Annotated in this window: 24 protein-coding genes; 16 read left to right on the top strand and 8 right to left on the bottom strand. The window is 43.0% G+C overall.

Annotated elements, in window-relative coordinates; all coding sequences use genetic code 11:
- Positions 1-64: 64 nt before the first annotated feature.
- Positions 65-1,183, bottom strand: coding sequence for an aspartate-semialdehyde dehydrogenase (gene asd, locus AC4MDD_RS15430; RefSeq protein ID WP_491881966.1), 1,119 nt, complete (start codon positions 1,181-1,183; stop codon positions 65-67).
- A 185-nt stretch (positions 1,184-1,368) separates the two neighbouring features.
- Here asd and AC4MDD_RS15425 point away from each other — a divergent pair, with 185 nt between their 5' ends.
- Positions 1,369-2,478 carry an endonuclease/exonuclease/phosphatase family protein gene (locus AC4MDD_RS15425; RefSeq protein ID WP_491881965.1) on the top strand — a complete coding sequence of 370 codons (1,110 nt, stop codon included), beginning with the start codon at positions 1,369-1,371 and terminating at the stop codon, positions 2,476-2,478.
- A 289-nt stretch (positions 2,479-2,767) separates the two neighbouring features.
- Here the strand turns inward: AC4MDD_RS15425 and AC4MDD_RS15420 are convergent, their stop codons facing one another.
- Together AC4MDD_RS15420 and AC4MDD_RS15415 are read right to left on the bottom strand one after the other, a co-directional pair.
- Entirely contained in the window at positions 2,768-3,706 is a 939-nt protein-coding gene (locus AC4MDD_RS15420; protein WP_491881964.1) for an LpxL/LpxP family acyltransferase, read from the bottom strand.
- 247 nt (positions 3,707-3,953) lie between these two features.
- Positions 3,954-5,849 (bottom strand): ATP-binding cassette domain-containing protein, encoded by a 1,896-nt coding sequence (locus AC4MDD_RS15415; RefSeq protein ID WP_183173506.1) that lies wholly within the window; start codon positions 5,847-5,849, stop codon positions 3,954-3,956.
- A 35-nt stretch (positions 5,850-5,884) separates the two neighbouring features.
- On the opposite strand from AC4MDD_RS15415, the gene AC4MDD_RS15410 reads away from it, so the two are divergent.
- The 7 genes from AC4MDD_RS15410 (at position 5,885) to AC4MDD_RS15380 (ending at position 12,850) form a co-directional block, all read left to right on the top strand.
- Positions 5,885-6,130, top strand: coding sequence for a SlyX family protein (locus AC4MDD_RS15410; RefSeq protein WP_125274781.1), 246 nt, complete (start codon positions 5,885-5,887; stop codon positions 6,128-6,130).
- Between the two features lie 179 nt (positions 6,131-6,309).
- Positions 6,310-7,299 (top strand): hypothetical protein, encoded by a 990-nt coding sequence (locus AC4MDD_RS15405; protein WP_436905474.1) that lies wholly within the window; start codon positions 6,310-6,312, stop codon positions 7,297-7,299.
- 70 nt (positions 7,300-7,369) lie between these two features.
- Positions 7,370-7,819, top strand: a complete 450-nt coding sequence (locus AC4MDD_RS15400; RefSeq protein ID WP_004692510.1) for an ammonium transporter — start codon at positions 7,370-7,372, stop codon at positions 7,817-7,819.
- A 36-nt stretch (positions 7,820-7,855) separates the two neighbouring features.
- Positions 7,856-10,498, top strand: a complete 2,643-nt coding sequence (gene topA, locus AC4MDD_RS15395; protein WP_491881963.1) for a type I DNA topoisomerase — start codon at positions 7,856-7,858, stop codon at positions 10,496-10,498.
- A gap of 96 nt (positions 10,499-10,594) precedes the next feature.
- Entirely contained in the window at positions 10,595-11,401 is an 807-nt protein-coding gene (locus AC4MDD_RS15390; protein ID WP_078425231.1) for an NYN domain-containing protein, read from the top strand.
- 1 nt (position 11,402) lies between these two features.
- Positions 11,403-12,161 carry a hypothetical protein gene (locus tag AC4MDD_RS15385; RefSeq protein ID WP_058868882.1) on the top strand — a complete coding sequence of 253 codons (759 nt, stop codon included), beginning with the start codon at positions 11,403-11,405 and terminating at the stop codon, positions 12,159-12,161.
- 119 nt (positions 12,162-12,280) lie between these two features.
- Positions 12,281-12,850, top strand: a complete 570-nt coding sequence (locus AC4MDD_RS15380) for an HdeD family acid-resistance protein (RefSeq protein ID WP_004692502.1) — start codon at positions 12,281-12,283, stop codon at positions 12,848-12,850.
- 85 nt (positions 12,851-12,935) lie between these two features.
- On the opposite strand, the gene AC4MDD_RS15375 is transcribed toward AC4MDD_RS15380, so the two are convergent.
- On the bottom strand, positions 12,936-13,349 hold the full coding sequence (locus tag AC4MDD_RS15375) for a carboxymuconolactone decarboxylase family protein (RefSeq protein ID WP_228254567.1): 414 nt from the start codon (positions 13,347-13,349) through the stop codon (positions 12,936-12,938).
- A 231-nt stretch (positions 13,350-13,580) separates the two neighbouring features.
- Between AC4MDD_RS15375 and AC4MDD_RS15370 the strand changes: the two genes are divergently transcribed.
- The 6 genes from AC4MDD_RS15370 (at position 13,581) to AC4MDD_RS15345 (ending at position 18,601) form a co-directional block, all read left to right on the top strand.
- Entirely contained in the window at positions 13,581-14,726 is a 1,146-nt protein-coding gene (locus AC4MDD_RS15370) for a glycerate kinase (RefSeq protein WP_491882628.1), read from the top strand.
- A 161-nt stretch (positions 14,727-14,887) separates the two neighbouring features.
- On the top strand, positions 14,888-16,876 hold the full coding sequence (locus AC4MDD_RS15365; protein WP_491881962.1) for an ATP-dependent helicase: 1,989 nt from the start codon (positions 14,888-14,890) through the stop codon (positions 16,874-16,876).
- Between the two features lie 98 nt (positions 16,877-16,974).
- Positions 16,975-17,235, top strand: a complete 261-nt coding sequence (locus AC4MDD_RS15360) for an RNA recognition motif domain-containing protein (protein WP_029574937.1) — start codon at positions 16,975-16,977, stop codon at positions 17,233-17,235.
- Positions 17,236-17,275: 40 nt separating this feature from the next.
- Positions 17,276-17,638, top strand: coding sequence for an ASCH domain-containing protein (locus AC4MDD_RS15355; protein WP_228716697.1), 363 nt, complete (start codon positions 17,276-17,278; stop codon positions 17,636-17,638).
- 75 nt (positions 17,639-17,713) lie between these two features.
- Positions 17,714-18,217, top strand: coding sequence for a DUF6586 family protein (locus AC4MDD_RS15350; RefSeq protein ID WP_004692488.1), 504 nt, complete (start codon positions 17,714-17,716; stop codon positions 18,215-18,217).
- Positions 18,218-18,322: 105 nt separating this feature from the next.
- Positions 18,323-18,601 (top strand): hypothetical protein, encoded by a 279-nt coding sequence (locus AC4MDD_RS15345; RefSeq protein WP_004692486.1) that lies wholly within the window; start codon positions 18,323-18,325, stop codon positions 18,599-18,601.
- Positions 18,602-18,658: 57 nt separating this feature from the next.
- Here the strand turns inward: AC4MDD_RS15345 and AC4MDD_RS15340 are convergent, their stop codons facing one another.
- The 4 genes from AC4MDD_RS15340 to AC4MDD_RS15325 form a co-directional block, all read right to left on the bottom strand.
- Entirely contained in the window at positions 18,659-20,374 is a 1,716-nt protein-coding gene (locus tag AC4MDD_RS15340; RefSeq protein ID WP_491881961.1) for a cation:proton antiporter, read from the bottom strand.
- A gap of 144 nt (positions 20,375-20,518) precedes the next feature.
- Positions 20,519-20,674 carry a 50S ribosomal protein L33 gene (rpmG, locus tag AC4MDD_RS15335; RefSeq protein ID WP_003654787.1) on the bottom strand — a complete coding sequence of 52 codons (156 nt, stop codon included), beginning with the start codon at positions 20,672-20,674 and terminating at the stop codon, positions 20,519-20,521.
- Positions 20,675-20,686: 12 nt separating this feature from the next.
- Entirely contained in the window at positions 20,687-20,923 is a 237-nt protein-coding gene (rpmB, locus tag AC4MDD_RS15330) for a 50S ribosomal protein L28 (RefSeq protein WP_000048256.1), read from the bottom strand.
- Between the two features lie 159 nt (positions 20,924-21,082).
- Positions 21,083-22,531 carry a coniferyl aldehyde dehydrogenase gene (locus AC4MDD_RS15325; RefSeq protein WP_087011355.1) on the bottom strand — a complete coding sequence of 483 codons (1,449 nt, stop codon included), beginning with the start codon at positions 22,529-22,531 and terminating at the stop codon, positions 21,083-21,085.
- Between the two features lie 116 nt (positions 22,532-22,647).
- Between AC4MDD_RS15325 and AC4MDD_RS15320 the strand changes: the two genes are divergently transcribed.
- Together AC4MDD_RS15320 and purU are read left to right on the top strand one after the other, a co-directional pair.
- Positions 22,648-23,349 (top strand): TetR/AcrR family transcriptional regulator, encoded by a 702-nt coding sequence (locus AC4MDD_RS15320; RefSeq protein ID WP_005400842.1) that lies wholly within the window; start codon positions 22,648-22,650, stop codon positions 23,347-23,349.
- A gap of 71 nt (positions 23,350-23,420) precedes the next feature.
- On the top strand, positions 23,421-24,287 hold the full coding sequence (gene purU, locus AC4MDD_RS15315; RefSeq protein WP_004692478.1) for a formyltetrahydrofolate deformylase: 867 nt from the start codon (positions 23,421-23,423) through the stop codon (positions 24,285-24,287).
- Positions 24,288-24,363 lie beyond the last annotated feature (76 nt).

The following is a 24,363-nucleotide window of genomic DNA, read 5'->3' as shown; positions in this document are numbered from 1 at the left end:
ACATCAGGGTTACAAAAAAAAGCCGATCAAGTGTGATCGGCTTAATACTTTAGCGGGTAAATGCTTAAGTATTTTTGTAGTCAATCAGGATGCGGAGCATACGACGTAAGGGTTCTGCAGCACCCCAAAGCAATTGATCACCGACAGTGAAAGCACCTAAGTACTCTTTGCCCATATTCAATTTGCGTAGACGACCAACAGGAACAGTTAATGTGCCTGTTACAGCCACAGGTGTTAAGTCAGTCATAGACGTTTCACGGGTATTTGGAACCACTTTTGCCCATTGGTTTGCGCTACGTAACATATCTTCGATTTCATCGAGAGGCACGTCTTTCTTCAGCTTTAATGTTAAAGCTTGAGAGTGACAACGCATCGCACCAATACGTACACAATGACCGTCAATCGGAACGATTTGCTGGTTGCCCAAGATCTTGTTGGTTTCAACTTGACCTTTCCATTCTTCTTTCGACTGACCGCTGTCTAATTGTTTGTCGATATAAGGAATGAGTGAGCCTGCTAATGGCACGCCAAAGTTTGCTGAAGGGAAACCTTCGCCACGTTGTAATTCCGCAATTTTAGAGTCGATATCTAGAATTGGAGAGCGTGGGTCATCTAACAAATCTTTGGTGTTGTTGTACAAATAGCCCATACCAGAGATCAGTTCACGCATATTTTGCGCACCAGCACCCGATGCTGCTTGATAAGTCATCGAGGTTGCCCATTCCACTAAATTGTTTTGGAATAAACCACCTAAGCCCATCAGCATCAGTGAAACTGTACAGTTACCGCCCACGAATGTTTTGGTACCGTTCACTAAACCATCTTTAATGACGTTCATGTTGACAGGGTCAAGTACGATGATGGCTTCATCTTCCATACGAAGTGTAGATGCCGCATCAATCCAATAGCCTGTCCAGTTTTCCGCTTTGAGTTTCGGGAAAACTTCTGAGGTATAGTCGCCACCTTGGCAGGTAATAATGACATCCATTTGCTTCAGACTGTTAATGTCTGATGCATCCATAAGTGCTGGGGCAGTTTTACCGCCAAACGCAGGCGCTTCACCGCCTGCATTACTGGTAGAGAAATAAAATGGCTCAAAATGAGCAAAATCATTCTCTTCAACCATACGTTGCATAAGGACGGAACCAACCATCCCGCGCCAACCGACCAGACCTACTTTCATGTCACTTTGCCTCGGTGCGTTAAAAATTAAAAGGGGATTCGAGTGTATCAAAAGAGCGCTTAACTGCAAGCACTACACAATGAAAACAGCAATTATATTGTGCAATATATCTTGTTTATGTTACATGCAAAATTGATATTAATTTATGAATCTACAAAAAATTAAGAATATAAGAGTGGGTATCTATGATCTGGTTTGAGTTGCTAGCATGTGTTGTGATTTGGTTAAGCTTCTGGTCACTGATTCCACGAGATGAATGGTGGTTTCGAGGCGCAGATTTTCCACGCTTACAGATTTTGGCATTGGGGTTGATTGCATTTATCTTGATGTTGCTTTGGGATGCGCCTTGGGATTGGGTGCGTGAAGCTATTTTGATTGGGTTAATTGCGGCGGTGGCGTACCAACTCAAAATGGTGTTGCCTTATACTTTTGTGTGGAAAAAACAGGTTAAAACGGTTACCAAAACAGAGTTACAGTCAGAGCGTCAGATTTCTTTAATTGTGTCGAATGTACTAACGCTCAATACTCAATATCACTTATTGCTGCAGCAGATTCATCAGCATCAACCGGATTTGATTTTGACTTTAGAGTCAGATGCACATTGGGAACAAGCCTTGAGTGAGCTGGAAGATGACTATCCCTATCGGGTTGCAGTGCCTTTAGATAATCTGTATGGCATGCACTTGTATAGTCGTTTAGCGCTTAAAGATATTGAAGTGAAGTTTATTTTGAGCGATGAAATTCCTTCGATTCATGCCACGGTCATTTTAAGGTCAGGACAACCAGTGCAACTGTACTGCTTACACCCGAAACCACCAAGTCCGACCGAAGCCAAAGACTCTACTTTACGTGATGCTGAATTATTGATAGTCGGGGATCAGATTAAAGATTTGGATGAGAGCTGTATTGTGATGGGGGATTTGAATGATGTGGCGTGGTCGCGTACGACACGACTTTTTCAACGGATTAGTGGGCTGCTAGACCCCCGAGTCGGACGACATTTTGTCAATACTTTTCATGCCGACTATCCCTTACTGCGCTGGTCACTGGATCATGTTTTTCACAGTACGGATTTTGCCTTAGTGCAGATGCAGCGTTTACCACATATTGGTTCAGATCATTTCCCTGTATATGTGGTGCTTCAAACTGGTCGGGTGTTTGAGCAAGTGCAAGAAGAGCTAGAGCAAACCGAAGCCGATGAGCAAGAAGCGCAGGAGGCGATTGAAGATGGAATTGAGAAAGCGGAACGAGAAGGTAAGCAGGTGACAGATAAAATTGCCAAAGATTACCAGTAAATATAGGGGCGCGCGGATTTCATCAGTGTAGGATATGGCTTACAGTGATTTGGGAATCTGACGAATGGTTAGTCATTTGGTATGCCCGTATCCTAGTCTCATCAGCAGATGGAGCGGGAATGGATCATCCCAGTATGGAAGTTGAAGCTGATGGAAATTATCATGGATATGATGTAGGTATGGAATGCCACCGAATAAAACAAAAATTACGTTGAAAGCACAACCTCATGTACCCGAGTTTTGCAGGACGCAGAACTCGGGTTCTACTTTTTAAGCAGCTCTTTTTTTGTTAAAAATAAATCTTGTCATAGCCTGCAGGGCGAGTTTTAAAGCGACGGTGGAACCACATATATTGAGTCGGAGCAATACGGAGTTGATTTTCAATAATTTGATTCACTCGTGTCGCATCATCGACTTCATCTTCACTGGGTAAGTTTTCCACCGCAGGTTCAATCAACACTTTGTATTGTGGGTTTTTAATATCCCCATCACGATAAAAATACAGAGGAATGGCTGCGGCTTTGGTCATTTTCAATAAACGACGGTGTGCTGTAACGGTCGCTGCGGGAACGCCAAAAAATGGCGCCATAACACCTTGTTTTAAACCAAAGTCTTGATCTGGACTATACCAAATGGCATGGCCATTTTTTAAGTTACGGACTAAACCACGCATGTCATCATGATCAATTTGATGTGCATAAATGGTGGCACGGCAGCGGTAGATGAGCATATCCAGCAGTGGATTATTTTGTGGGCGATACACCACATCTGGTTCAAAATACTGCGCGCATAGATAACCACCCGCATCGAGCAAAGTAGAGTGGGTGCCTAAAAGCAGTGCGCCTTTACCTTCTGCTTGTGCTTTTTGAATATGTTCTAAACCTTCAATACTGACACGGCCAGTAAACCACTTTGGGCTATACCACGCATTCAGCGTTTCAAATGCGCCCAGCATTTGATCGACAAAAACTAAACGGGCATTTTCAAGGACATCTTGGGCCGACCATTCAGGGAAACACACCTCCAGATTACGAACGGTGGTTTTACGTCGCGACTTCAGATATTTAAAACTGAGATTGCCTAAGAGGGTGGCCAGTCGGTGTTGAATTGCCCATGGAAGAATCGCCAATATCATGAGAAAGACGATACCAATCCAAACACCCCAATATTTGGGGTGCAGAAAAGACCACTGAAATTCACCGGGTTGATAGTCTGGCTTCGAACTCATAAATTGCGATAAAGGCTGAAAAAAGAATGTTTCGAGTTTAGCATGAAGCAAGAATGAAGGGTCAATGTTCAGAATCAACCCGATGTTCGCACTCTGCAAATGTGATGTGATATAGGCTTGGATGATGTAGACGAACGCACCTAAATGGAAGAGATGGACATCTTTTCGATGGTGGTGGGCACCCTCAGCTAAGCTCCATAAAAAAACTCCGCGTCACGCGGAGTTTTTTTATGGAGCTTACGAAAAATTATTTGGTTAAATTTTCCAGTTCTTCCCAACGTTCCAGTTTTTCCAGCAATAGCTCATCAATTTCAGTTAAACGATTTGACAACGTCATGGCTTTGTCGGCATCTGAGATAAATAATGAACCATCTGCGAGTAATGCATTGATTTCAGCTTGCTCTTTCTCCAGTGCTTCCATTTCGGCAGGCAGTTGTTCAAGCGCACGTTGATCTTTATAGCTGAGTTTGACTTTTTTAGCAGGTGCTGCATTCGCTTCAGCTTTCGCCGCTGCTTTTTTTACAGCACTTTTTTGATCAACCGCAGTTTGGTCTGGTCGCTGTTGTAAGTAATCTTGGTAACCACCGATGTATTCATCGATATTGCCTTTACCATCGAACACCCAAGTTGAGGTGACCACGTTATCCATAAAGGCACGGTCATGCGAAATAAGCAGTAAGGTGCCTTTGTAGTCGGACAACATTTCTTCTAGCAGCTCTAGTGTCACCATATCCAAGTCATTGGTGGGTTCGTCCATCACGATTAAGTTCGATGGCTTAAGTAGTAACTTGGCTAAAAGAATACGGTTACGCTCACCGCCTGAAAGAGCTTTGACTGGTGTACGCGCACGTTCTGGTGAAAACAAGAAATCTTGCAAATAGCTGTAAATGTGACGACGGTTGCCATTCACATCGACATGGTCAGAACCTTCTGACACGTTATCTTTGACAGATTTTTCAAGGTCGAGAGCATTACGTAATTGGTCGAAGTAAGCCACTTCCAATTGCGTACCTGTTTTCACTGTACCCGTATGTTCTTGTTCGCCTAAAATGGCTTTAATGAGGGTAGTTTTACCGACACCGTTGTCACCAACAAGACCAATACGGTCACCACGGAGCACCAATGCAGAGAAGTCTTTGATGATAGGTGCATCATGACCAAAGCGAACACTTAAGTTTTCAATTTCAAAGACTACTTTACCTGAACGGCTAGCGTCTTGTGTTGCCATGCTGACTTTGCCTTGCTGCGAACGGCGCGCTTTCGACTGTTCACGTAATTCTTTTAAGGCACGTACACGACCTTCGTTACGGGTACGACGCGCTTTAATCCCTTGGCGAATCCACACTTCTTCTTCAGCTAAACGTTTGTCAAACAGTGCATTCTGCTTTTCCTCAGCTTCCATTTGCTGTGCTTTTAGTTCGAGGTAGCGTGAGTAGTTACCCTCGTAACTGCGCAAAGTGCCACGGTCAAGCTCTACAATACGAGTTGCAATACTGTCTACAAATGAACGGTCATGCGAGATGAAGAGTAAAGTTAAATTATTTTGATCAAGTAAAAACTTCTCGAGCCATTCAATACTTTCAACGTCCAAATGGTTGGTTGGTTCGTCTAGTAATAGCACATCGGGTTGGGTAAGAAGCGCACGAGCAAGCAGCACACGACGCTTACGACCACCCGATAAGTCGGCCAAATCGGCATCTGGGTCTAGGCCCATTTTACTTAAAATAGAATTGACTTTGGTTTCTAAAGCCCAGCCATCTAACTGATCTAGTTTGTGTTGCAAGTTACCCATGCGGTCACACGCTTCCATGTCTCCAAGTACACAAGCATCACTAGCTTCATGATAGGCTCTGAGCACATCTGCGGCTTCACCTGCGCCGTCTGCCACGATATCCGCCACTTTGCCCGAGTCCATCGGCACGTCTTGCGCCAACATCGAAATGGTGATGCCATTTTGTAGAGAAACTTCACCAGAATCGGGTAATAGGCTTCCCTCGATCAGTTTAAGTAAAGTAGACTTACCTTCACCATTACGACCAATTAAACACACTCGTTCACCGCGCTCCAATGAAAAGTTCGCGCCGTCGAGCAAGGCAGGTCCACCAAACGCAAGTTGGACATCCCTTAAAGTAATATAGGCCATAATGTTTCCTGAAAAATCTCAAATGAGGACTTGAAGTGTCTAAACAACAAAATATTGATAATCAAGCGCCATTGTCCGCACCCATTGAAGATTTGCAAGTCCGAATTGCATTTTTAGATGATTTAGTTGAACAACTCAATGAACAATTGGTGATTCAAGGACTGGAAATTGCTGATTTAAAAAAACAAATGAAAATTTTGTATCAACGTGTTGAATCTTCAGATTTGTCCGATGGGATTGCGACATTTGACCCGATGGCTGATCGTCCACCACATTATTAAGTTCATTTGCTGTCTGCGGCTAAAAAAAGCTGTGATGTGGGTTGTGGATATTGCTGAGTCGTGTCTCTTTTTTTGTTTTACCCAACTCAAAGCCCAATTTGACTGACGAAATCATTTGACCTTTGATGCAGTTCCTACTCTAATACCCGCTTTCTGGTGCATCCCATAAAAACTGTCCTATGACTCAAAAAGTTGTTCTTCTTGACCTTGAAAATAATGTTCCAACGGCTAAATTGTTGCGCGAGATTGTGGAGCATTATCCGACTTTGTATTTGTTTCATTGCCAAGGTCAATTTGAGTATGCATTACAAGATTTAACGGAATTGGCTGCTTGGATCAGTAGTGGTCAAGTGGTGATTTTAGACACGCCCAAAGCCGAGCAAAAAGAGTTCGAATATGCCGTGGTGGTGGGGCAGTTAATGGCTTTGCTTGAGCCAGAGACGCAGGTTGAAATTATCTCTGCGGTTAATACAGCAGAAATACTCTTGGACTTAATGCAATCTTCGCATATTCAGAGCAATTTGATCCTCATTCAGTCTGAAGCGTTACCAAGTCAACGTCATCTTCCCAGTTTAGACAGCATCAAAAATCAGCCTTATTTAAAAATGGTCAAAAAATATTGTGATGCTTTGGGGAAAATGTCAGGTAAGCCGAACACATTGGACGGTCTAAAAAATTCAATAAGTAATATTTTGCAACTCGTGCCTGAAAAGACGCAGCGGGTGGTGGGGATGTTGATTAATCTCAAAATCATCAAACGCTATGATGAGCAGATTCGCTTTCGTAAAAAAGTGTTGAAGCAGTGGTTGGCACTGAATTTAGATGAACAAGACCCAATTACACAGCCGCAAAGCATGCAACAAGCGCTACAGCAACTGCAAAAAGACAGTGTCGTGGATAAGCTTGAACCAACTGTAGATACGCAGTCCGCGCAACAAGAGTTGTTTAAAAACTTTGCACAGATTGACCCTGTACAGCTTGAGGTCGCACGAAAACTGCGCGAGTTAAAAACCAATAAACCCAAAGATATCTATGCGCTCCGTGATTTGCTTGAGCAAATGTTTCCGAAGTCAGATGTGCGTATGTTACTGAAAGAGTTACTCGATAAAGGCTATATTTACTGGAATGGACATGAAGTTCTATATAGTCATGAAATGTTCTTAAATTAATTTTATCGTTCAAACTTGCGTTTTATATTGTGCTTATGCAACTCTAATAAAGGAATAAAAAGGTTGTGCTATGGAAAATACTGGAATTTGGGTTGTCGGATTTATCATCTTATTCATCCTCGGCTCGATTTTTGGACTTCGTGTAAGTCCAAGAGAGAAAGCTTTAGGTGAAATGCGTGATAAAGCGCGCAAGATGGGTTTACACCCGCGTTTAGTCGCAGCACCTGACTGGACGAAAATACCAATGGCTTCGGAAAACCGTGCCAGCATGGTGGCGTACTACAGTGTCCTGATTCCAGAAGCACGCCTACCTTTAATGCGCGCACGCGTTGTTGATCAACAGCTTGAGCTCATTACAGGTGATGACAAGTTTAAACATTTACCCATTGAATTAAAGGGTATTTATGCTATTGATATGCAAGCAAACTGCGTGGGACTCTATTGGGATGAGCATTCTGACTTAAGAGCAACCCAGTTAGATGCCATGAAAGCATATTTACAGTCTTTGGCTGAACTTTAATTTTACAGACCCATTGAAACAGGATTAACGGTTAATATGGCGAAAGCTCCTCGGTCCACATCCAAAAGTACTACAGCAGATTCTCCTGAGGCTGGGAAAAAGCGTGCTTTAGTGATTGTGGAGTCGCCTGCAAAAGCGAAAACAATCAATAAATATTTAGGCTCGAATTACATTGTGAAGTCGTCTGTAGGTCACGTGCGTGATTTACCTACAGGTGGTTCCAGTAAGACTGCAGAAAAGAAGCCAGCAACACGAACCAAACTGACCGATGCTCAGAAAGCTGAAAAAGCACAAAATGCACTGGTCAATCGTATGGGGGTTGATCCTGAGCATGACTGGAAAGCACATTATGAAGTGCTTCCTGGCAAAGAGCATGTGGTTGCTGAACTGAAAAAGCTTGCTTCGCAAGTTGACGAGGTCTATCTCGCAACGGACTTGGACCGTGAAGGGGAAGCGATTGCTTGGCATTTAAAAGAAGTAATTGGTGGCGATGACTCACGTTATCAACGTGTGGTGTTCAACGAAATCACCAAAAATGCCATTCAAGATGCATTTAAGCATCCAGCACGCCTTGATATCGATAAAGTTAATGCACAACAAGCACGCCGCTTTTTAGACCGTGTTGTCGGCTTTATGATTTCGCCCTTACTTTGGGAAAAAATTGCCCGTGGTTTATCGGCAGGTCGTGTTCAGTCTGTCGCAGTTAAACTGGTGGTTGAGCGTGAGCGTGAAATTCGTGCGTTTATTCCCGAAGAATACTGGCAAGTTTTTGCAGACACCAAGTCACAGACCGATGAGATTCGTTTAGAAGCCGTCAAACAAGCAGGTAAAGCTTTAAAGCTACGCAATAAAGCCGATACCGATGCTTTACTGAAGCTCATTAAAGACGCAGATTACAAAGTTTCAGCACGTGAAGATAAACCAACCAAGGTGAATCCGAGCGCGCCGTATATCACCTCGACTTTACAACAAGCAGCCAGTACACGTTTGGGTTTCTCTGTGAAGAAAACCATGATGTTGGCGCAGCGTTTGTATGAAGCGGGTTTTATTACCTATATGCGTACCGACTCGACCTTTTTGAGTGACGATGCGGTGAATATGGTGCGTCATCATATTGAGACCGAGTTTGGTACGAAGTATCTGCCTGCTAAGCCGAACCGCTATGGTAACAAAGCGGGTGCACAAGAAGCCCACGAAGCGATTCGTCCATCAAATGTGGCGTTAAAAGGCGACAGCTTGGTGGGTGTGGAACGTGATGCACAACGTTTGTATGATTTGATTTGGCGTCAATTCGTCGCGTGTCAAATGACACCAGCAGAATACTTGTCATCGACTATTTTAGTGGATGCCAACGGTGTTGAACTTAAAGCCAAAGGTCGCATCTTAGTCTTTGACGGTTTCACTAAAGTCCGTGGTCAAAACAAGTCAGACGATGATGTGTTATTGCCTGCGGTGAAAGTCGGTGAAATCCTGACGCTTGAAAAATTAGATCCATCGCAACACTTTACCAAGCCACCTGCACGCTTTACCGAAGCGTCACTGGTGAAAGAGCTTGAGAAGAAAGGGATTGGCCGTCCATCGACCTATGCGGCGATTATCTCGACCATTCAAGATCGTGGTTATGTCAAACTCGAGAACCGCCGTCTGTATGCAGAAAAAATGGGTGAGATTGTTACAGATCGTTTGGATGAAAGTTTCAATAACCTCATGAATTATGACTTTACTGCGGACTTAGAAGGTCAGCTGGATAAAGTGGCAGATGGTGAGCGTAATTGGAAAGAGTTGCTTGACAGTTTCTATGGTGATTTCAAAAACCGTTTGACCAATGCACAAGGTGAGAGCGGTATGCGCCGTAACCAGCCTGTTGAAGTCGAAGCCGTTCACTGTAAAGAATGTGACCGTCCAATGCAGATTCGTACAGGAACTACAGGTGTATTCTTAGGATGTTCAGGTTATAACTTGCCACCGAAAGAGCGTTGTAAAGGCACGTTGAACTTAACGCCTGTTGAATCACTTGCCGCACTTTCTGATGATGACGCAGCAGAAACAGCAGATTTGATGTCGAAAAAACGCTGTCCAATCTGTGAAACTGCGATGGACAGTTATGTGATCGATGGTGGTCGTAAGCTACATGTCTGTGGTAATAACCCAGACTGTGCTGGTTTTGAACTTGAAGAAGGTGAGTTCAAAATCAAAGGTTATGATGGCCCAACCATTCCATGTGATAAGTGTGATGGGGAAATGCAGCTGAAGACGGGTCGTTTTGGTCCTTATTTTGCTTGCTCAAGCTGCGATAACACACGGAAAGTCTTAAAAAGTGGCCAACCTGCACCTCCGCGTGTAGACCCGATTAAGATGGAACACTTACGTTCAACTAAGCATGATGACTTTTTTGTATTACGTGATGGGGCGGCTGGTTTATTCTTGGCGGCAAGTAAGTTCCCGAAAGTACGTGAAACACGTGCACCAAAAGTTTCGGAGCTTCGTAGTGTTGCCGATCAGCTTGATCCGAAGTATCAGTTTATTTTGCAAGCACCTGATGTTGACCCTGAAGGGAATCCAACTTTGGTGAAATTTAGCCGTAAGAATCAAGCGCAATATATTGGTTCTGAAACGCCTGAAGGTAAGCAAACCAAATGGTCATTGGTGTTCAATGATGGAAAGTGGGTTGAAGCTTAAGTTTTAATTGCTTAGAAATAATCAAGAAATGCTCACTTTGGTGGGCATTTTTTATGTCAAAATAATTTTTAAATAATCATAATATTTGGGGTGTATGTGGAAATACAAACAAAAAAATTTGCAGTGCTAATTGATGCTGATAATTCATCTATTAGTGCAATTCCATCAGTACTTGAAGAAGTAGCTAAATATGGTATTGCCAGTGTGAAGCGTGTTTATGGTGATTGGAGTAGCGACACTTTGAAAAATTGGCGTGAGGTTCTCTTACCTCATGCAATCACGCCAGTTCAGCAGTTTGCCTATACAAAAGGTAAAGATGCTACAGATATGATTTTAATTATTGATGCGATGGACTTACTTTATGCTGGGGCCTTGGATGGTTTTTGTATCGTTTCTAGCGATAGTGATTTTACCCCTTTAGCATCTCGTATCCGTGAAAATGGCTTAAGTGTTTATGGATTTGGGAAAAAGAAAACTCCAGAGGCTTTTAAGAAAGCTTGTGATAAATTCATTTATATAGAAAATTTAATTTCAGATAGTGATCTTAAGAATAATGAAGAAGAAGATATTGTGGATTCTGATAATAAGAAGATAGCGGAAACATTGAAAGTTATAGATCAAAAGATGAGTAGTCAATCAAAAGAAGGTCTTGCTCCTGAAATGATTGATCGAGCAACTTTAAATTTGGTTTATAAAGCCGTTAAAGATAATGCTGATGAAAATGGCTGGGCTAATTTGAGCATGGTAGGGCAATATATTAGTGCGGTAAAACCTGATTTTGATTCACGAAATTATGGTCGCGCTAAATTGTCAGGATTAATTAAAACACTTAATTTATTCGAAACTAAAATTGATATGAGTCAAATGTATTTAAGAAAAATGAAAAAGCAGAGTGCCTCTTAATATGTGGAAAAAACTTCGTATTTTAATCTTGCTGCTGATTTTATTGGTGGTTGCTTTGAATGCTTATCGGGATCAGAACCAAGATTGGAGTAAGCCCATTATTGTATTACTCCATCCAGTTAATGCAGATGGACAAGGTACAACTCAGCAATATATACAGCAATTGACGCCTGCGAACTTAAAAGGGGTACAAGGTTATTTAGAGCAGATGTCTGCGACATATCGCGGTCAACCGATTGCAATTTACTTCCAACTTGGGCGTGAACTCAAACAGCTACCACCGAAAGTGCCTGAACAGGCAAGTTTATTGGATACGGTCTTGTGGAGTTTAAAGTTCCGTTATTATGCATGGAAAAACCATCAGGGTTCAGATGGTGCACCAACTGTTACTTTGTATTTGAACTATTATGACCCAGCACTGACCAAAGAGCTGAAACACTCGACAGCTTTGCAAAAAGGTCGTATCGGTTCGGTGAATTTATTTGCATCTAACAAGCAAACCGAGCAAAACAAAGTCGTGCTTGCACATGAGCTTTTACATGCCTTTGGTGCCAGTGATAAATACGACTTAGCCACAGGACAGCCGATGTATCCTGCGGGTTATGCTTATCCAAATCAACAACCGCTGTTCCCTCAAGCCAAAGCTGAATTAATGGCCGGGCACATTCCGACCTCACAAACACAGAGTAAAATGCCTGAATCGATTGATGAAACATTGGTGAATGAGATCACTGCGATTGAAATTGGGTGGAAAAAGTAACTGTGGATAATGCTGTGTTTATCCACAGCATGGATTGATTGTGTGGATAAACTCAAGCCTACAAGTTCGCTGCAAAACATGTTAAAACTAAGTGAACGAAAATCAAACTTGAGAAGAAGATGAAAACAGTCGGTAATGATTTAGTTCGCCATCAACTCCATGAAAATCGTAAATGGTATTTGGGTTTAGGGATTTTATTGGTGTTGTTTGGTTTCGTTCTTTTGGCCGCTTTGCCTTTTGCCACCTTATCTGTGGTGTTTATCTTTGGCGTGCTGATGATGATAGGTGGTGTTCTACACTTCATCGCAGCCTTTAAGATTTTTGAGGGTGGCTTCCGTTGGCTATGGGCATTGTTTGGTGTGTTGTATTTGGTCGCAGGCTATTACGCATTTAGCACCCCTGTGAAAACAGCCATTGTTTTGACCAGTGTTTTAGCGGTTTTTCTGATTATTGCTGGGGTCATTCGTATCTTTAATGCAATATTATTTCGAGCATTCCAAGGTTGGGGCTGGACACTTTTTTCTGGTGTTTTAACTCTGCTGGCAGGCATTATGATTTTAACCACACCAGATGCTCCATTTTGGGTGCTGGGCTTATTTCTTGCTTTTGATATTTTATTCCAAGGGATTAATTATCTGACTCTAGCGGCAGCCATTAAGCAGATTCCACCAGCAAGCCAATCTGAATAAAGCATTCTTAAAAAATAAAAGGGAGTCCCATGCAGGCTCCCTTTTTTCGTGTGCTTTATATCATGTGCAAAGCTGAATGGCAGGTTTACGGATTGACGGCATATTGACTTGAAATCGCAATACGATTCCACGTGTTAATCACAATCGCGATCCATTCAATAGCGGCAATTTCTGCATCGGATAAGATTCTTGCTGCTTCTTGATACGCCGAATCGGGGAAATGCTGCTGAGCAATGAGTGTGATTTCTTCAATTAAAATCAGTGCGTCGCGTTCTTTTTCGGAAAAATATCCACTTTCTTGCCATGCACTGATGAGGGCAATCCGTTCCATTGATTCACCTGCTTTCATGGCATCTTGCGTATGCATACGCACGCAGAATGCACATTGGTTAATCTGTGAGGCTCTCAGTTTCAACAAGTGTGAAAACCCAATCTCAAGACCTGCTTGTTGGACTTTTTGCATGGATAAGTTTTCGAGTTCTAATACTGTTTTATACAGTTAAAGTGCAGCTTTTCCCAAATTGATACGTTGCATACATCACCTATTTTTTTAAGAGCGTTGAATGGTAATCCCCCCTAAAAATCATTGAGGCTATTTTAACTTTATCGAGATGTACTCAACTTCAATGATAACGAACTGTGTCAAGGACAATGAAAAGAGAAAAATGCGGGCGGGAAATTTATAAATCGTGTTATTAATAAATTAAATTTTCTAAAAAAATTATGGATGATGACAACTTTTATTTTAGCGCCCGATTCATTTAAAGAAAGTATGACAGCAGAACAGGCCTGTGCGGCGATGCAGCGTGGAATTCAAAACATAATCCCTGATGCTGTATGTATACATGTGCCGATGGCCGATGGCGGCGAAGGCACAGTCGATGCTTTATTAACATCTTTAGCAGGCCAAAAAGTCGAATGTGAAGTAACGGGGCCATTGCCATCACAACAAGTTAAAACGTATTGGGGCCTATTTGATAGTGGGCAAACGGCTGTTATTGAAATGGCCAAAGCCAATGGTATTCATCTGCTTGAACCTACGCAACGCAATCCACTCCTGACTACGACTTTGGGGACAGGCGAAATGATTTGCCATGCATTGGATCTAGGCGTGTCCAAAATTATTTTGGCTCTTGGAGGCAGTGTCACCAATGATGCAGGCAGTGGCATGGCACAGGCGCTTGGAGTACGCTTTTTAGATGCACAAGGGCGGGAAGTGCCCGTTGGTGGTGGCCATTTACAAGATATTGAACAGATCGATATGCAAGCTTTAGACCCACGCTTGCAAAGGGTTCAAGTTTTGATTGCCTCCGATGTGACTAATCCGCTGTGTGGAGCACAGGGTGCATCGCATGTGTTTGGCTCGCAAAAAGGGGCGAGCGCAGAGATGGTTGAGCAGTTGGATCAAAATTTGAGTCATTTTGCAGATGTGGTGGAAACACAGCTTAATCTACAGGTACGTAATATTGCGGGGGCAGGCGCCGCAGGAGGGCTAGGTTTTGGTCTAATGGCCTTTACAGGCGCTATGCTTCAGTCTGGCGCGACGTGGGTGATTGAGCAAACTCAACTGGCGGAGAAAATAAAGCAAGCCGATTATATCTTTACTGGTGAAGGTAGTATCGACTTCCAAACCAAGTTTGGCAAAACGCCGTGGGCGGTGGCTCAGTTAGCCAAGCAGTTGAATAAATCAGTGATTGCCTTTGCTGGACGTGTCGGAGAGGATGTTGAGGCATTATTTGATGAAGGGTTTAGTCAAATTGTTTCGATCAATGAACCCAACTGTGATTTAGCAATAGCATTGAAAAACGCAGAGCAGAATTTGCAAAATAGTTGTGAGGACATCACTCGACTTTTGCTTTTAAAGCATACTGAGTAAGCTTAATTTTAAATTTTTGAGGCAGTAAGCGGTTCGAGCATAAGGTCTGGGTCATAGATCTGAAGGTGCATTTCAGACAGAAATGGATAATCATTGCTGGAGCCTCATATTGACGTCATAGATTTGTTAGACTAGCAGCATCCACGAATTGATGAGTGATTATGAGTTTAGCCAGCCTAATTGATGAATTAAACCCGCAACAAAAACAAGCTGCCACGACTGAGTCGCAACACAGTCTGGTGCTCGCAGGGGCTGGCTGTGGCAAGACGAAAACCATTGTGGCACGTGCTGCATACTTGATTGATCAAGGGATTCCTGCCAACCAAATTCAAATTTTAACCTTTACTCGTCGTTCAGCCAGTGAAATTGTGGCGCGAGTGGAGTTGGCTTTAGGTGAGCAAGCCAAAGGGCTGCGTGCATCAACTTTTCATACTTTTTGTATGTATCTGCTGCGCCGTGTACCGAAGGCCTTTGGTTTAGAGCAGTTTTCAATTATTGATCGTGATGATCAGCTGATGATGTTCCGCCTGATTCGTGGGAAAGATGACAAGAAAAATCCCAATCAATTGCCTAAACCGCAAGAACTGTGTGATCTGTATTCTTTTGCACGAAATACGCGTCAAAAGTTGAGTGATGCCTTAGAAAAACAGCATCCTGAGCATTTGGCTTTTAAAGATCAAATTGCGGAAATCATGAAAGAGTACGAGACACGCAAGCGTGCCCGTAGTTTTTTAGATTATGACGATATTCTTGCGATCGTGGCCTCAGCACTCGACCAGTCAGACGGTTTAGCCGACTATGTGGCATCGCTCTGCAAACACATGCTGGTCGATGAAATGCAGGACACCAACCCTTTGCAGTGGGCCTTGCTTGAACCTCTCAAAGACAAAGTAAGCCTGTTCTGTGTCGGTGATGATGCACAGTCGATTTATGGTTTCCGTGGGGCAGATTTTGAAAATATTCACCATTTCAAAGACCGTGTGCCGAATGCTCAGGTGTTTAAATTGGAGCAAAACTATCGTTCAACCCAAGAAATTTTAGACCTTTCCAATTGGCTGCTCGATCAATCTGAGATTCAATATAACAAACGCCTAGATGCTCATCGGGGTGAGGGCGTGAAGCCTTGCATGCACATTTTCCCAAATGAGTTTGATGAAGCAAAATGGATTGCGATCGACATTAAAGAGCGCCATTACTTGCAAGGTAGTAAATGGTCGGATCATATGGTTTTGGTGCGTTCCAGCTTTGCAGCACGGCATATTGAGGCAGCATGTATTGCAGCCAATGTCCCCTATCGATTTATTGGGGGCATGAAACTGCTTGAAACCGCGCATGTGAAAGATTTACTGAGCTTGCTGCGCGTGATTGCCAATCCTCTAGATGATATTGCATGGATGCGTTTTCTTACCTTGTGGAATGGGGTGGGAGATGTCGGTGCAAGCCGCCTTGCTCAGCAACTTTTACTGGAGCCTGAGTTTGATTTGATTTTTGATAAATTAGAAAAATTTGGACGGATTCCTGCTGAAACTGTGCTGATCATGAAGCAAATGACGGTACTGAAACAGGAAGTACAGGCTTGCGTCGGTTTGGGTATTCAAGCGATTGAAGCACAATTGGCTGAAAATTATAAAAAAGACTGGAACCGACGCCAAGGTGACTTCGAACTGGTTAAACAATTGGCTTCTAAACATACCCAATTGAGTGAGTTTCTAGAGGAATATGTGCTTGATCCTGTGTCGATTTCTGAAATCGAACGCCAGTCCGATAGCGATGTCGTCACTCTGATTACCATTCACTCGGCCAAAGGTACAGAGCAAAAGGTCTGTTATGTGGTCAATGTCACTCCGGGGCAATATCCACATGCACGTGCTCAAGGTGATTTTAATGATGTCGAAGAAGAGCGTCGGGTCTTATATGTGGCACTGACCCGTGCTCAGAATGAGCTGATTTTAACCAAGCAAAATTTAAGTCTGTGGGCGCGAGACGTGATTGATGAGCAAGGGCGCAAAGTCGAAAGTTATTTTTTGAATGATCTGACACGAAATTTGTGTAGCATGGAAACCCATCATAAGCCTCGTCAGCAAACGGTAAAGAGTGCTTTAATTGAGCGCCAATCGATTAATTTAGATTTTGGTATTAATCTCGATTAAACTAAACAGATTACATTGTGGTATTTGTTGTGCAATGTTCAGAAAGTAGCGTAGGCGATTGCTTTTTGATGATTTTGCCTATTTTTGAAGGTTGTAAGATGAAAATTTTAGTTCGTAATTTAGAGCGTACAGTGACTGAAGCTGAACTGCTTGAATTATTTAAGCAATACGGCACAGTTGCATCATGTAATTTAATCCTTGATGCCGCAACAGGTAAATCGAAAGGTTTTGCATTTGTTGAAATGCCACATGCACGTGAAGCGATTAAAGCCATTAAAGGACTTAATACACTACGTTTGCATGGCACTGGTATTCGCGTCAAACAGGCGGAAGATAAGCCTGAGAAGCCAGAAGCATAAGTAAAAAGGAGCAATGGATGCTCCTTTTTTATGGGATAAAATGAAAAAAATCTATCCAGCTTTATCGATTGTTGCACCGATGGGACGACAAATCTCTCAAGGAAATAAAACCTTAGAGATCCGTTCTTGGCGACCAGAGCAATGGCCACTCAAAGATTTGATTATCGTGGAAAATAAGCACTATTTAACCCACGAGGACGATGAAGAGTTGGGGTATGCTGTTGCTATGGTTGATGTTGAGTCGATTCACTCATGGAGAGAAGATGAGCTTGATTCGGCGATGGCATCGTATTGGGAAGAGGGATATTGGGCTTGGGTACTCACAAATGTACGTCCCATACATATTTCGATGCCTGTCATAGCAAAAAGAAAGATTTATTTTATTGAAATAGATCATGCATAATTTTTATTATGCACTGCTGTATAGAAAGATTACTCTTAGAATTGTTATAAACGCCAAAACTTAGGAACACCCTTCATGACTCGTGTTGCCCGTTACCATGCTGATCGCACTAACCAAAAACTCTACTTTGCTCGACTTTCATGTCAACAAGCAGAACAAATTGATCATGTGCAACAAGCTCAGGCTTACCGTGAGGCTGCTGTGTTTCACTTGCATGGCGCGGTGCTTGCGTTTCTACAAGAGTTGGTCCGTTACTACCGCTTAAATGACTTAAACCCAACGTTGAAGTCCATAGAAGAGCATATGGCAGCTAAGGGCCAAGTCTCGCCTGAAGTGACTGTAATGCAACAACTTTCGAAAGAAGGTTTCATTGCCGAGTTAAAACGTGCTTATCGCTTGTGTCAGTATGCGCCAGAGCCGAGTACACCTGAACCTGAGTCAGAAACTTCATCCAATCTGATCATCAAAGTGACTCAAACTCCTCAGGCATGGTTACCCGATACCAAAATTTTACGCGAGTGGCATCGAGACTTAACGGCGTTGATCGATGGCTTTCGGAATGAGATGGTTGAATTCTAAAAGCGATGACCAGCGCTTGAAGTTTGAAAATTTGTCCTTATATCAATAAGTCTAAGCGAAGCAAAGTGCAACTGCCTTTGCCACCATGTTGAACATGGAGGAAATATGTCTATAGAACAATTGAAAGAATTATTTGGAAATCAAGAAGCCATTTTAGAATTGGTGCAACTTGAAGGTGGTGAGCTCGCACTACGTAACGCAGGTTCGGAGAGTGCGCCTTTAGTCACGATCCAGTTTAATGAAGAGCTCAAAGCATTATTGGGTGACCAGACAACTGTCGTTGCTCAGCAGATGGTACAAGCGGCTTTATACGGCTTACTTGAAAAACAAGTAGGCGAATGGCAAGCTGAAGTGGTGGACGAAAAGCCACAGTTCTTCAGCTAAGCCGAATATGAAAAAACGCACTGAACAGTGCGTTTTTTTGTATCCAGTGTTGGTTGGTTAGTGGGTGGGTGCTTGATGATGTGCAATCTGAATTTGATTTAAAATATGATTGCTCATATTTTTCGCCATTTCCTCTTTTGCAAAATAAACTTCACCAATTTGATCGCGGCGAATCACTTCGGCTTCTTCTTTGCTTTCCGCACATACTAAGACCTGAATCTCAGGATTGAGGGTTTTGGCAATATCCACGATTTTATGAATATCTAAAATATCCATCGGGGAAAGTACCAACAGGCGTGCATGTTGAATATGGGCTTGAATCAGTACCCCAGGGTCTGTCGCCATCCCAGAAACAGCCGCAATGCCTTTTTCACGCAGGTTTTCTACAATTTCACGGTTTTCTTCCGCAATCACCACTTTAATGTCTTCGGCCATCAATTGTTTGGTAATGCGACGGCCCACTTCACCATGCCCAACAATTACCACTTGGTCACGTAAATAGTCTTGTGAGACTTCATCAGGCAGCATTGCCAGTGGGTCACCACTACGCTCCAGTAAGCGTGCTAGATGCGAGCGCTCACGAATCCAACGTTGTACAGGCTCAATTGCCGAGAACACAAAACTGTTTAAGGTGATGGAGATGAGTGCCCCCGCCAAAATTAGGTTTTGCCCTTCTAAGGACAAGAGTTTAAGTGAAACCCCGAGTGTCGCTAAGATGAAGGAAAACTCACCAATCTGTGCCAGTGACGCACCGACGGTGAGGGCAGTATTGATGGGGTAACGGAAAAAGAGCACCAGTGCCATAGCGGCAATGGTTTTGCCGACCATAATAATTGCAACGACTGCAAGCACATGCACAGGTTGTTCCACTAAGATGCGCGGGTCAAATAACATGCCCACTGCAACAAAAAACAAAATGGCAAAAATTTCACGTAGAGGGAGGGTTTCTTCTTCGGCACGGTGGCTAAAGTCAGACTCTTTAACGACCATCCCGGCAAAGAAAGCGCCCAGTGCCATGGAAACACCGAAAATTTTGTACGCCCCAAAGGCGATTGAGACCGCAGCAGCCACCACGGTTAGAGTAAACAGTTCACGTGAACCAAGGCGAGCGACAAATTGCATGATCATTGGAACAAGACGTTTCCCGATGATCAGCATAAAAGCGATGAAGCCTACTACTTTAAGTAAGGTGATGCCTAAGGTAAGCCAAATGTTGTCATCAGCACTGCCTGCAAGGGCTTCTCCACCGAGTAGAGCTGCTGTTGCGGGTAGGAGTACCAGCACCAAGACCATGACCAGATCTTCAACCAAGAGCCAACCTACGGCAATTTTACCGTTGACCGACTTGAGTAGACCACGGTCTCCCAGTGCTTTGAGTAATACCACTGTACTGGCACAAGACAGGCTTAAGCCGAAGACCAAGGCAGAGCCAAAACTCCATCCCCAGATCATACTGACGCCTATTCCGAGCAGGGTCGCGACAGCAATTTGTAAAATAGCACCAGGCAGTGCAATGCGTCGAACTTGTAATAAGTCATTGAGGGAAAAATGCATGCCCACACCAAACATGAGGAACATGACCCCAAGTTCAGCCAATTGGTTCGCCAGATGAATGTCCGCGACAATCCCGGGAGTATTGGGACTAATAATGATACCCGCAATCAGATAACCAATGAGTGGGGGAAGGCGTAAGCGTACGGCAAGATAGCCGAAAATGAGCGCAAGCCCAAAACCGACAGCAAGTAATATAATGAGATCTACGTCATGAGGCACTAAAAACTCCTTAAGCAAAAGTTAAGGGTGAAAAAGAAGCAAAGCACAAAAGGTGCCAAAAGAGATTAAAAGTTTAACAAGTCGAACGAAAAAAAAGCAAAAAAAAACGACCTAAAGCAGGTCGTTTTTTCCAAAAAACTAAAATTATTTAATTTTAGCTTCTTTGAAGATTACGTGTTGACGGATTTTTGGATCAAATTTTTTGATTTCCATTTTTTCCGGCATAGTACGTTTGTTCTTAGTTGTGGTATAGAAATAACCTGTACCAGCAGTAGAAACTAGGCGAATTTTATCACGCATGGTTCAGACTCCTTAGATCTTTTGACCTTGAGCACGTAGGTCAGCAACAACCTTCTCGATGCCCAATTTGTCGATAATACGCATACCTTTTGTAGTTAGACGAAGACGTACGAAACGTTTTTCGCTTTCTAACCAGAAACGGTGGTGATGCAGGTTCGGCTCGAACCGGCGTTTGGTTTTGTTATTGGCGTGCGAGACGTTGTTGCCAACGACTGGACGCTTGCCGGTAACTTGGCAAACCTTAGACATGGTGAACTCCATTGCTAGACAGCACCGATTGTGCGCTAGTTATTAAGTAAACGGATGAAATCATTCAAGGGGCGTTTTATACCAAAAATGCGCTTAAAAGACAAGCGATTTTCATTAAAACTAGGCATGAACCCGTGCGATAGGTCATGCCTTGATCATTTAGCGAAGAAGGGTCTTTGAAATCAACTTGTGAATTGGTTTGTTAAACGGTGGGAGAATGAATTTCAAGCTATATAACTTGGGATTCGACATCACTGACCGTTCATGCGACAAACTGAAGAAACCTTCTGGACCATGATATTTCCCCATACCTGATGCACCAACGCCACCAAATGGTAAATCGTCTTGTGCGACATGGGTCAAAACCGTGTTTTGTCCGAAATGCCCTGAATGAGTACGCTGTGCAACATAATCTGCACGCGCCTGATCAAAGTCGAAGTAGTATAATGCAAGTGGACGCGGACGGCTATTAATAAACTCGATAACATCGTCTATTTGATCATATTCCATGATCGGCAGCAGTGGCCCAAAGATTTCCTCTTGCATAATACGCATGTCAGGCGTGACCCCTGTTAATAGTGTAGGGGGCACTTTGCGTGTATCGGAGAAGGTTTCATGGGCAGGGTTGACCTCAACCACCTGTGCTCCATGCTCGCGCGCATTTTCAAGATAACCTTGTAGGCGGTTGTATTGGCGGTCATTAATAATCGAGGTGTAGTCTGGATTATGCAGAATGTCGGGATACATCTCTTCCACACACTCGCGGAAGTGCTCAATGAACTCGGCAGTTTTACCTTTAGGCAAGAACATATAGTCAGGTGCAACACAGGTTTGACCTGCATTCCACAGTTTACCTGCAGCAATACGCTGTGCAACATCCCGTAAATGAATAGAAGGATGTACTAATACTGGTGATTTTCCACCAAGTTCGAGGATCAAGGGAACGAGGTTCTCTGCCGCAGCAGCCATGACGGTTTTACCGACATTGGTTGAACCTGTGAAAATCAGTTTGTCAAAAGCCAAACGACAAAAGGCATCCGAGATCGCACCACCGCCATTGGTCACTGAAACCAGTTCTTGAGGAAAGGCTTCAGAGAGCGCTTTTTCAAGGATGCGACCAAAGTTGCCTGATGAACTGGAAATTTTGATCATGGCATGGTTACCCGCTGCCAAAGCACAAATTAAGGGTCCAATCGAGAGTAATAAAGGATAGTTCCATGGGGTAATAATGCCGATCACACCTAAAGGTTGATATTGCACCCATGCTTTAGCCGGCTGATGAATGATTGAAACGTGACGTTTCGATGGTTTCATCCACGTGGTTAAATGCTTGCTATAATATTTGATGTGTTCAAGGCAGGTGAGCAATTCCCCAATTTTGGTTTCACTGGTGGAACGGTTGCCATAGTCTTGATTAATTGCCTCTGCAAATTGATCTTGATACTTAACTAAGATACGCTTAAGTCGTGCCAAACGGTCAATACGCTCTTTTGCTGTTGGCAATGGATAACGTAAATAAGCGTGCTTTTGCTGTTCAAGCACATCATGTAGGTGCTGAATATCATAAGAATGTGGTGTCAATGAAGTTGTTTTTGTTTGACTGTTCATGCCGCACTACCATTTCAAATTTCAATTTATGTTTAATTTTTAGAGTAATTACTCTAATTAGTCAAGTTACTTTATGTGTTAGTCTTCTAATGCACTGAATGAATGGTTATTTTAGGATGTCTCAAACTAAAACGTTGAAAACCAAAGAACGTATTTTGCAACTCAGTTTGCAGCTTTTTAACGAGCGTGGAGAACGTTCTGTTACGACCAATCATATTGCCGCTGAATTGAATATGAGTCCGGGCAATTTGTATTATCACTTTCGCAATAAAAGTGAAATTATCAAAGAGCTCATGGAACAGTATCAAGGCGAAACGCTACAGATGCTGGCTTTGCCGGATGACCGTCTGTTAGATGCCAATGATAAAATTCGTTATTTTCAGGTGCTGAGCAGCCAGTTATGGGCTTATCGCTTTTTACACCGTGATGTCTATCATTTGGTTGAAAACAATGAAGACTTCCGCAAGATGTATCCGCGTTTTGCAGGGCAAGTGATGCAGCAAGGGCAAAAGATCTATCAGGCCTTTGTTGATGCAGGCTTGATGCAAATGACGTCGTCAGAAATTGAAGCCCTGATTATTAATTTATGGATTGTACTGACCAACTGGACCAACTTCCTTTATATGTCGGGTCATATCACTGACTCCAATACATTAGAAGAAAAGTGGGTCTGGCAGGCACTCCGTCAAATGGTGTTCTTAGAAGGGGCTTATTTGCGTGGTGAAAGTCGTGAGACGTATGAGCGCTTGTTGGATACGATGGGGCCGTCTGAACTGTTTTCGAGCTTGGCATCATTTAAATCGGATGATAAGCCATAAGGTGTTTTGACAGCTGAGTAAAAAGCGCTAGAATACTCGGCTTGATTTTCATTTTACTGATTTAAACTGACATGAATATGACAACTGCTAACACAGCACGTTTACTGATTACTTGTGAAGATAAGCCAGGGATCGTGCAAGCTGTATCGAGCTTTTTGTATCATCAAGGCGCAAATATTACTGCGCTTGATCAATACGCGACTGAAGCTCAGGGCGGACGTTACTTCATGCGTGTTGAATTTGAACTGGACAATTTACAGTCTCGTAAAGAAAGCATTACTCAAACTTTTGCTGCAAATGTAGCAGAGCGTTATGAAATGCAATGGCGTTTGGCGCTAGTCAGCGACGTGAAAAAAGTCGGGATTTTGGTGTCTAAAGTAGACCATGCCTTACTTGAGCTGTTATGGCGTCATGCGCGTGGTGGTTTGCCATGCGAAATTACCAAAGTGATTTCTAACCACGAAACTTTACGTGAAGCGGTTGAGAACTTTGGTATTCCGTTTGAGGTTGTCCCTGTAACGAAGGACAACAAACGCGAAGCTTATGCTGAAATTGATGAATTAATGCAGGGCAATGATTTATTGGTACTTGCGCGTTATATGCAAATTCTAGATGAAGCATTTGTCGAAAAGTGGGAAATGAAAGTGATCAACATTCACCATTCATTCCTACCGGCTTTTGTTGGTGCAAACCCATATAAGCAAGCGCATGAAAAAGGTGTAAAACTCATTGGTGCAACTGCGCACTATGTCACTGCGGATCTGGATCAAGGTCCGATCATTGAGCAGGATGTAGAGCGTGTGAACCATGACTTTACGGTTGATCAATTACGTGAATTGGGTCAGGATGTTGAACGTAATGTCTTGGCACGTGCAGTGAAGTGGCACTTAGAAGACCGTATTATTGTTGATGGTAACAAAACAGTCGTTTTCCAATAAAAAATTGGTTGCAAGCAAGATTGAAAAAGGCATACATTAAGTATGCCTTTTTTGTTTGGGTATGATTAGAAAAAAC

Source organism: Acinetobacter sp. CAU_H_29a_1 (assembly GCF_058599505.1).
The sequence above is the reverse complement of the archived record's forward strand: the minus strand, read 5'-3'. Positions and strand labels throughout refer to the sequence as shown.

Excerpts from the sequence above, each read along its gene's own strand:
- asd (WP_491881966.1), bottom strand. The coding sequence starts at position 1,183 with ATGAAAGTAGGTCTGGTCGGTTGGCGCGGGATGGTTGGTTCCGTCCTT.
- AC4MDD_RS15360 (WP_029574937.1), top strand. The coding sequence starts at position 16,975 with ATGAAAATTTTAGTTCGTAATTTAGAGCGTACAGTGACTGAAGCTGAA.
- AC4MDD_RS15425 (WP_491881965.1), top strand. The coding sequence starts at position 1,369 with ATGATCTGGTTTGAGTTGCTAGCATGTGTTGTGATTTGGTTAAGCTTC.
- AC4MDD_RS15320 (WP_005400842.1), top strand. The coding sequence starts at position 22,648 with ATGTCTCAAACTAAAACGTTGAAAACCAAAGAACGTATTTTGCAACTC.
- AC4MDD_RS15350 (WP_004692488.1), top strand. The coding sequence starts at position 17,714 with ATGACTCGTGTTGCCCGTTACCATGCTGATCGCACTAACCAAAAACTC.
- rpmB (WP_000048256.1), bottom strand. The coding sequence starts at position 20,923 with ATGTCTAAGGTTTGCCAAGTTACCGGCAAGCGTCCAGTCGTTGGCAAC.
- AC4MDD_RS15345 (WP_004692486.1), top strand. The coding sequence starts at position 18,323 with ATGTCTATAGAACAATTGAAAGAATTATTTGGAAATCAAGAAGCCATT.
- AC4MDD_RS15380 (WP_004692502.1), top strand. The coding sequence starts at position 12,281 with ATGAAAACAGTCGGTAATGATTTAGTTCGCCATCAACTCCATGAAAAT.
- rpmG (WP_003654787.1), bottom strand. The coding sequence starts at position 20,674 with ATGCGTGATAAAATTCGCCTAGTTTCTACTGCTGGTACAGGTTATTTC.
- topA (WP_491881963.1), top strand. The coding sequence starts at position 7,856 with ATGGCGAAAGCTCCTCGGTCCACATCCAAAAGTACTACAGCAGATTCT.
- AC4MDD_RS15370 (WP_491882628.1), top strand. The coding sequence starts at position 13,581 with ATGACAACTTTTATTTTAGCGCCCGATTCATTTAAAGAAAGTATGACA.
- purU (WP_004692478.1), top strand. The coding sequence starts at position 23,421 with ATGAATATGACAACTGCTAACACAGCACGTTTACTGATTACTTGTGAA.
- AC4MDD_RS15420 (WP_491881964.1), bottom strand. The coding sequence starts at position 3,706 with ATGAGTTCGAAGCCAGACTATCAACCCGGTGAATTTCAGTGGTCTTTT.
- AC4MDD_RS15400 (WP_004692510.1), top strand. The coding sequence starts at position 7,370 with ATGGAAAATACTGGAATTTGGGTTGTCGGATTTATCATCTTATTCATC.
- AC4MDD_RS15415 (WP_183173506.1), bottom strand. The coding sequence starts at position 5,849 with ATGGCCTATATTACTTTAAGGGATGTCCAACTTGCGTTTGGTGGACCT.
- AC4MDD_RS15405 (WP_436905474.1), top strand. The coding sequence starts at position 6,310 with ATGACTCAAAAAGTTGTTCTTCTTGACCTTGAAAATAATGTTCCAACG.
- AC4MDD_RS15365 (WP_491881962.1), top strand. The coding sequence starts at position 14,888 with ATGAGTTTAGCCAGCCTAATTGATGAATTAAACCCGCAACAAAAACAA.
- AC4MDD_RS15385 (WP_058868882.1), top strand. The coding sequence starts at position 11,403 with ATGTGGAAAAAACTTCGTATTTTAATCTTGCTGCTGATTTTATTGGTG.
- AC4MDD_RS15325 (WP_087011355.1), bottom strand. The coding sequence starts at position 22,531 with ATGAACAGTCAAACAAAAACAACTTCATTGACACCACATTCTTATGAT.
- AC4MDD_RS15355 (WP_228716697.1), top strand. The coding sequence starts at position 17,276 with ATGAAAAAAATCTATCCAGCTTTATCGATTGTTGCACCGATGGGACGA.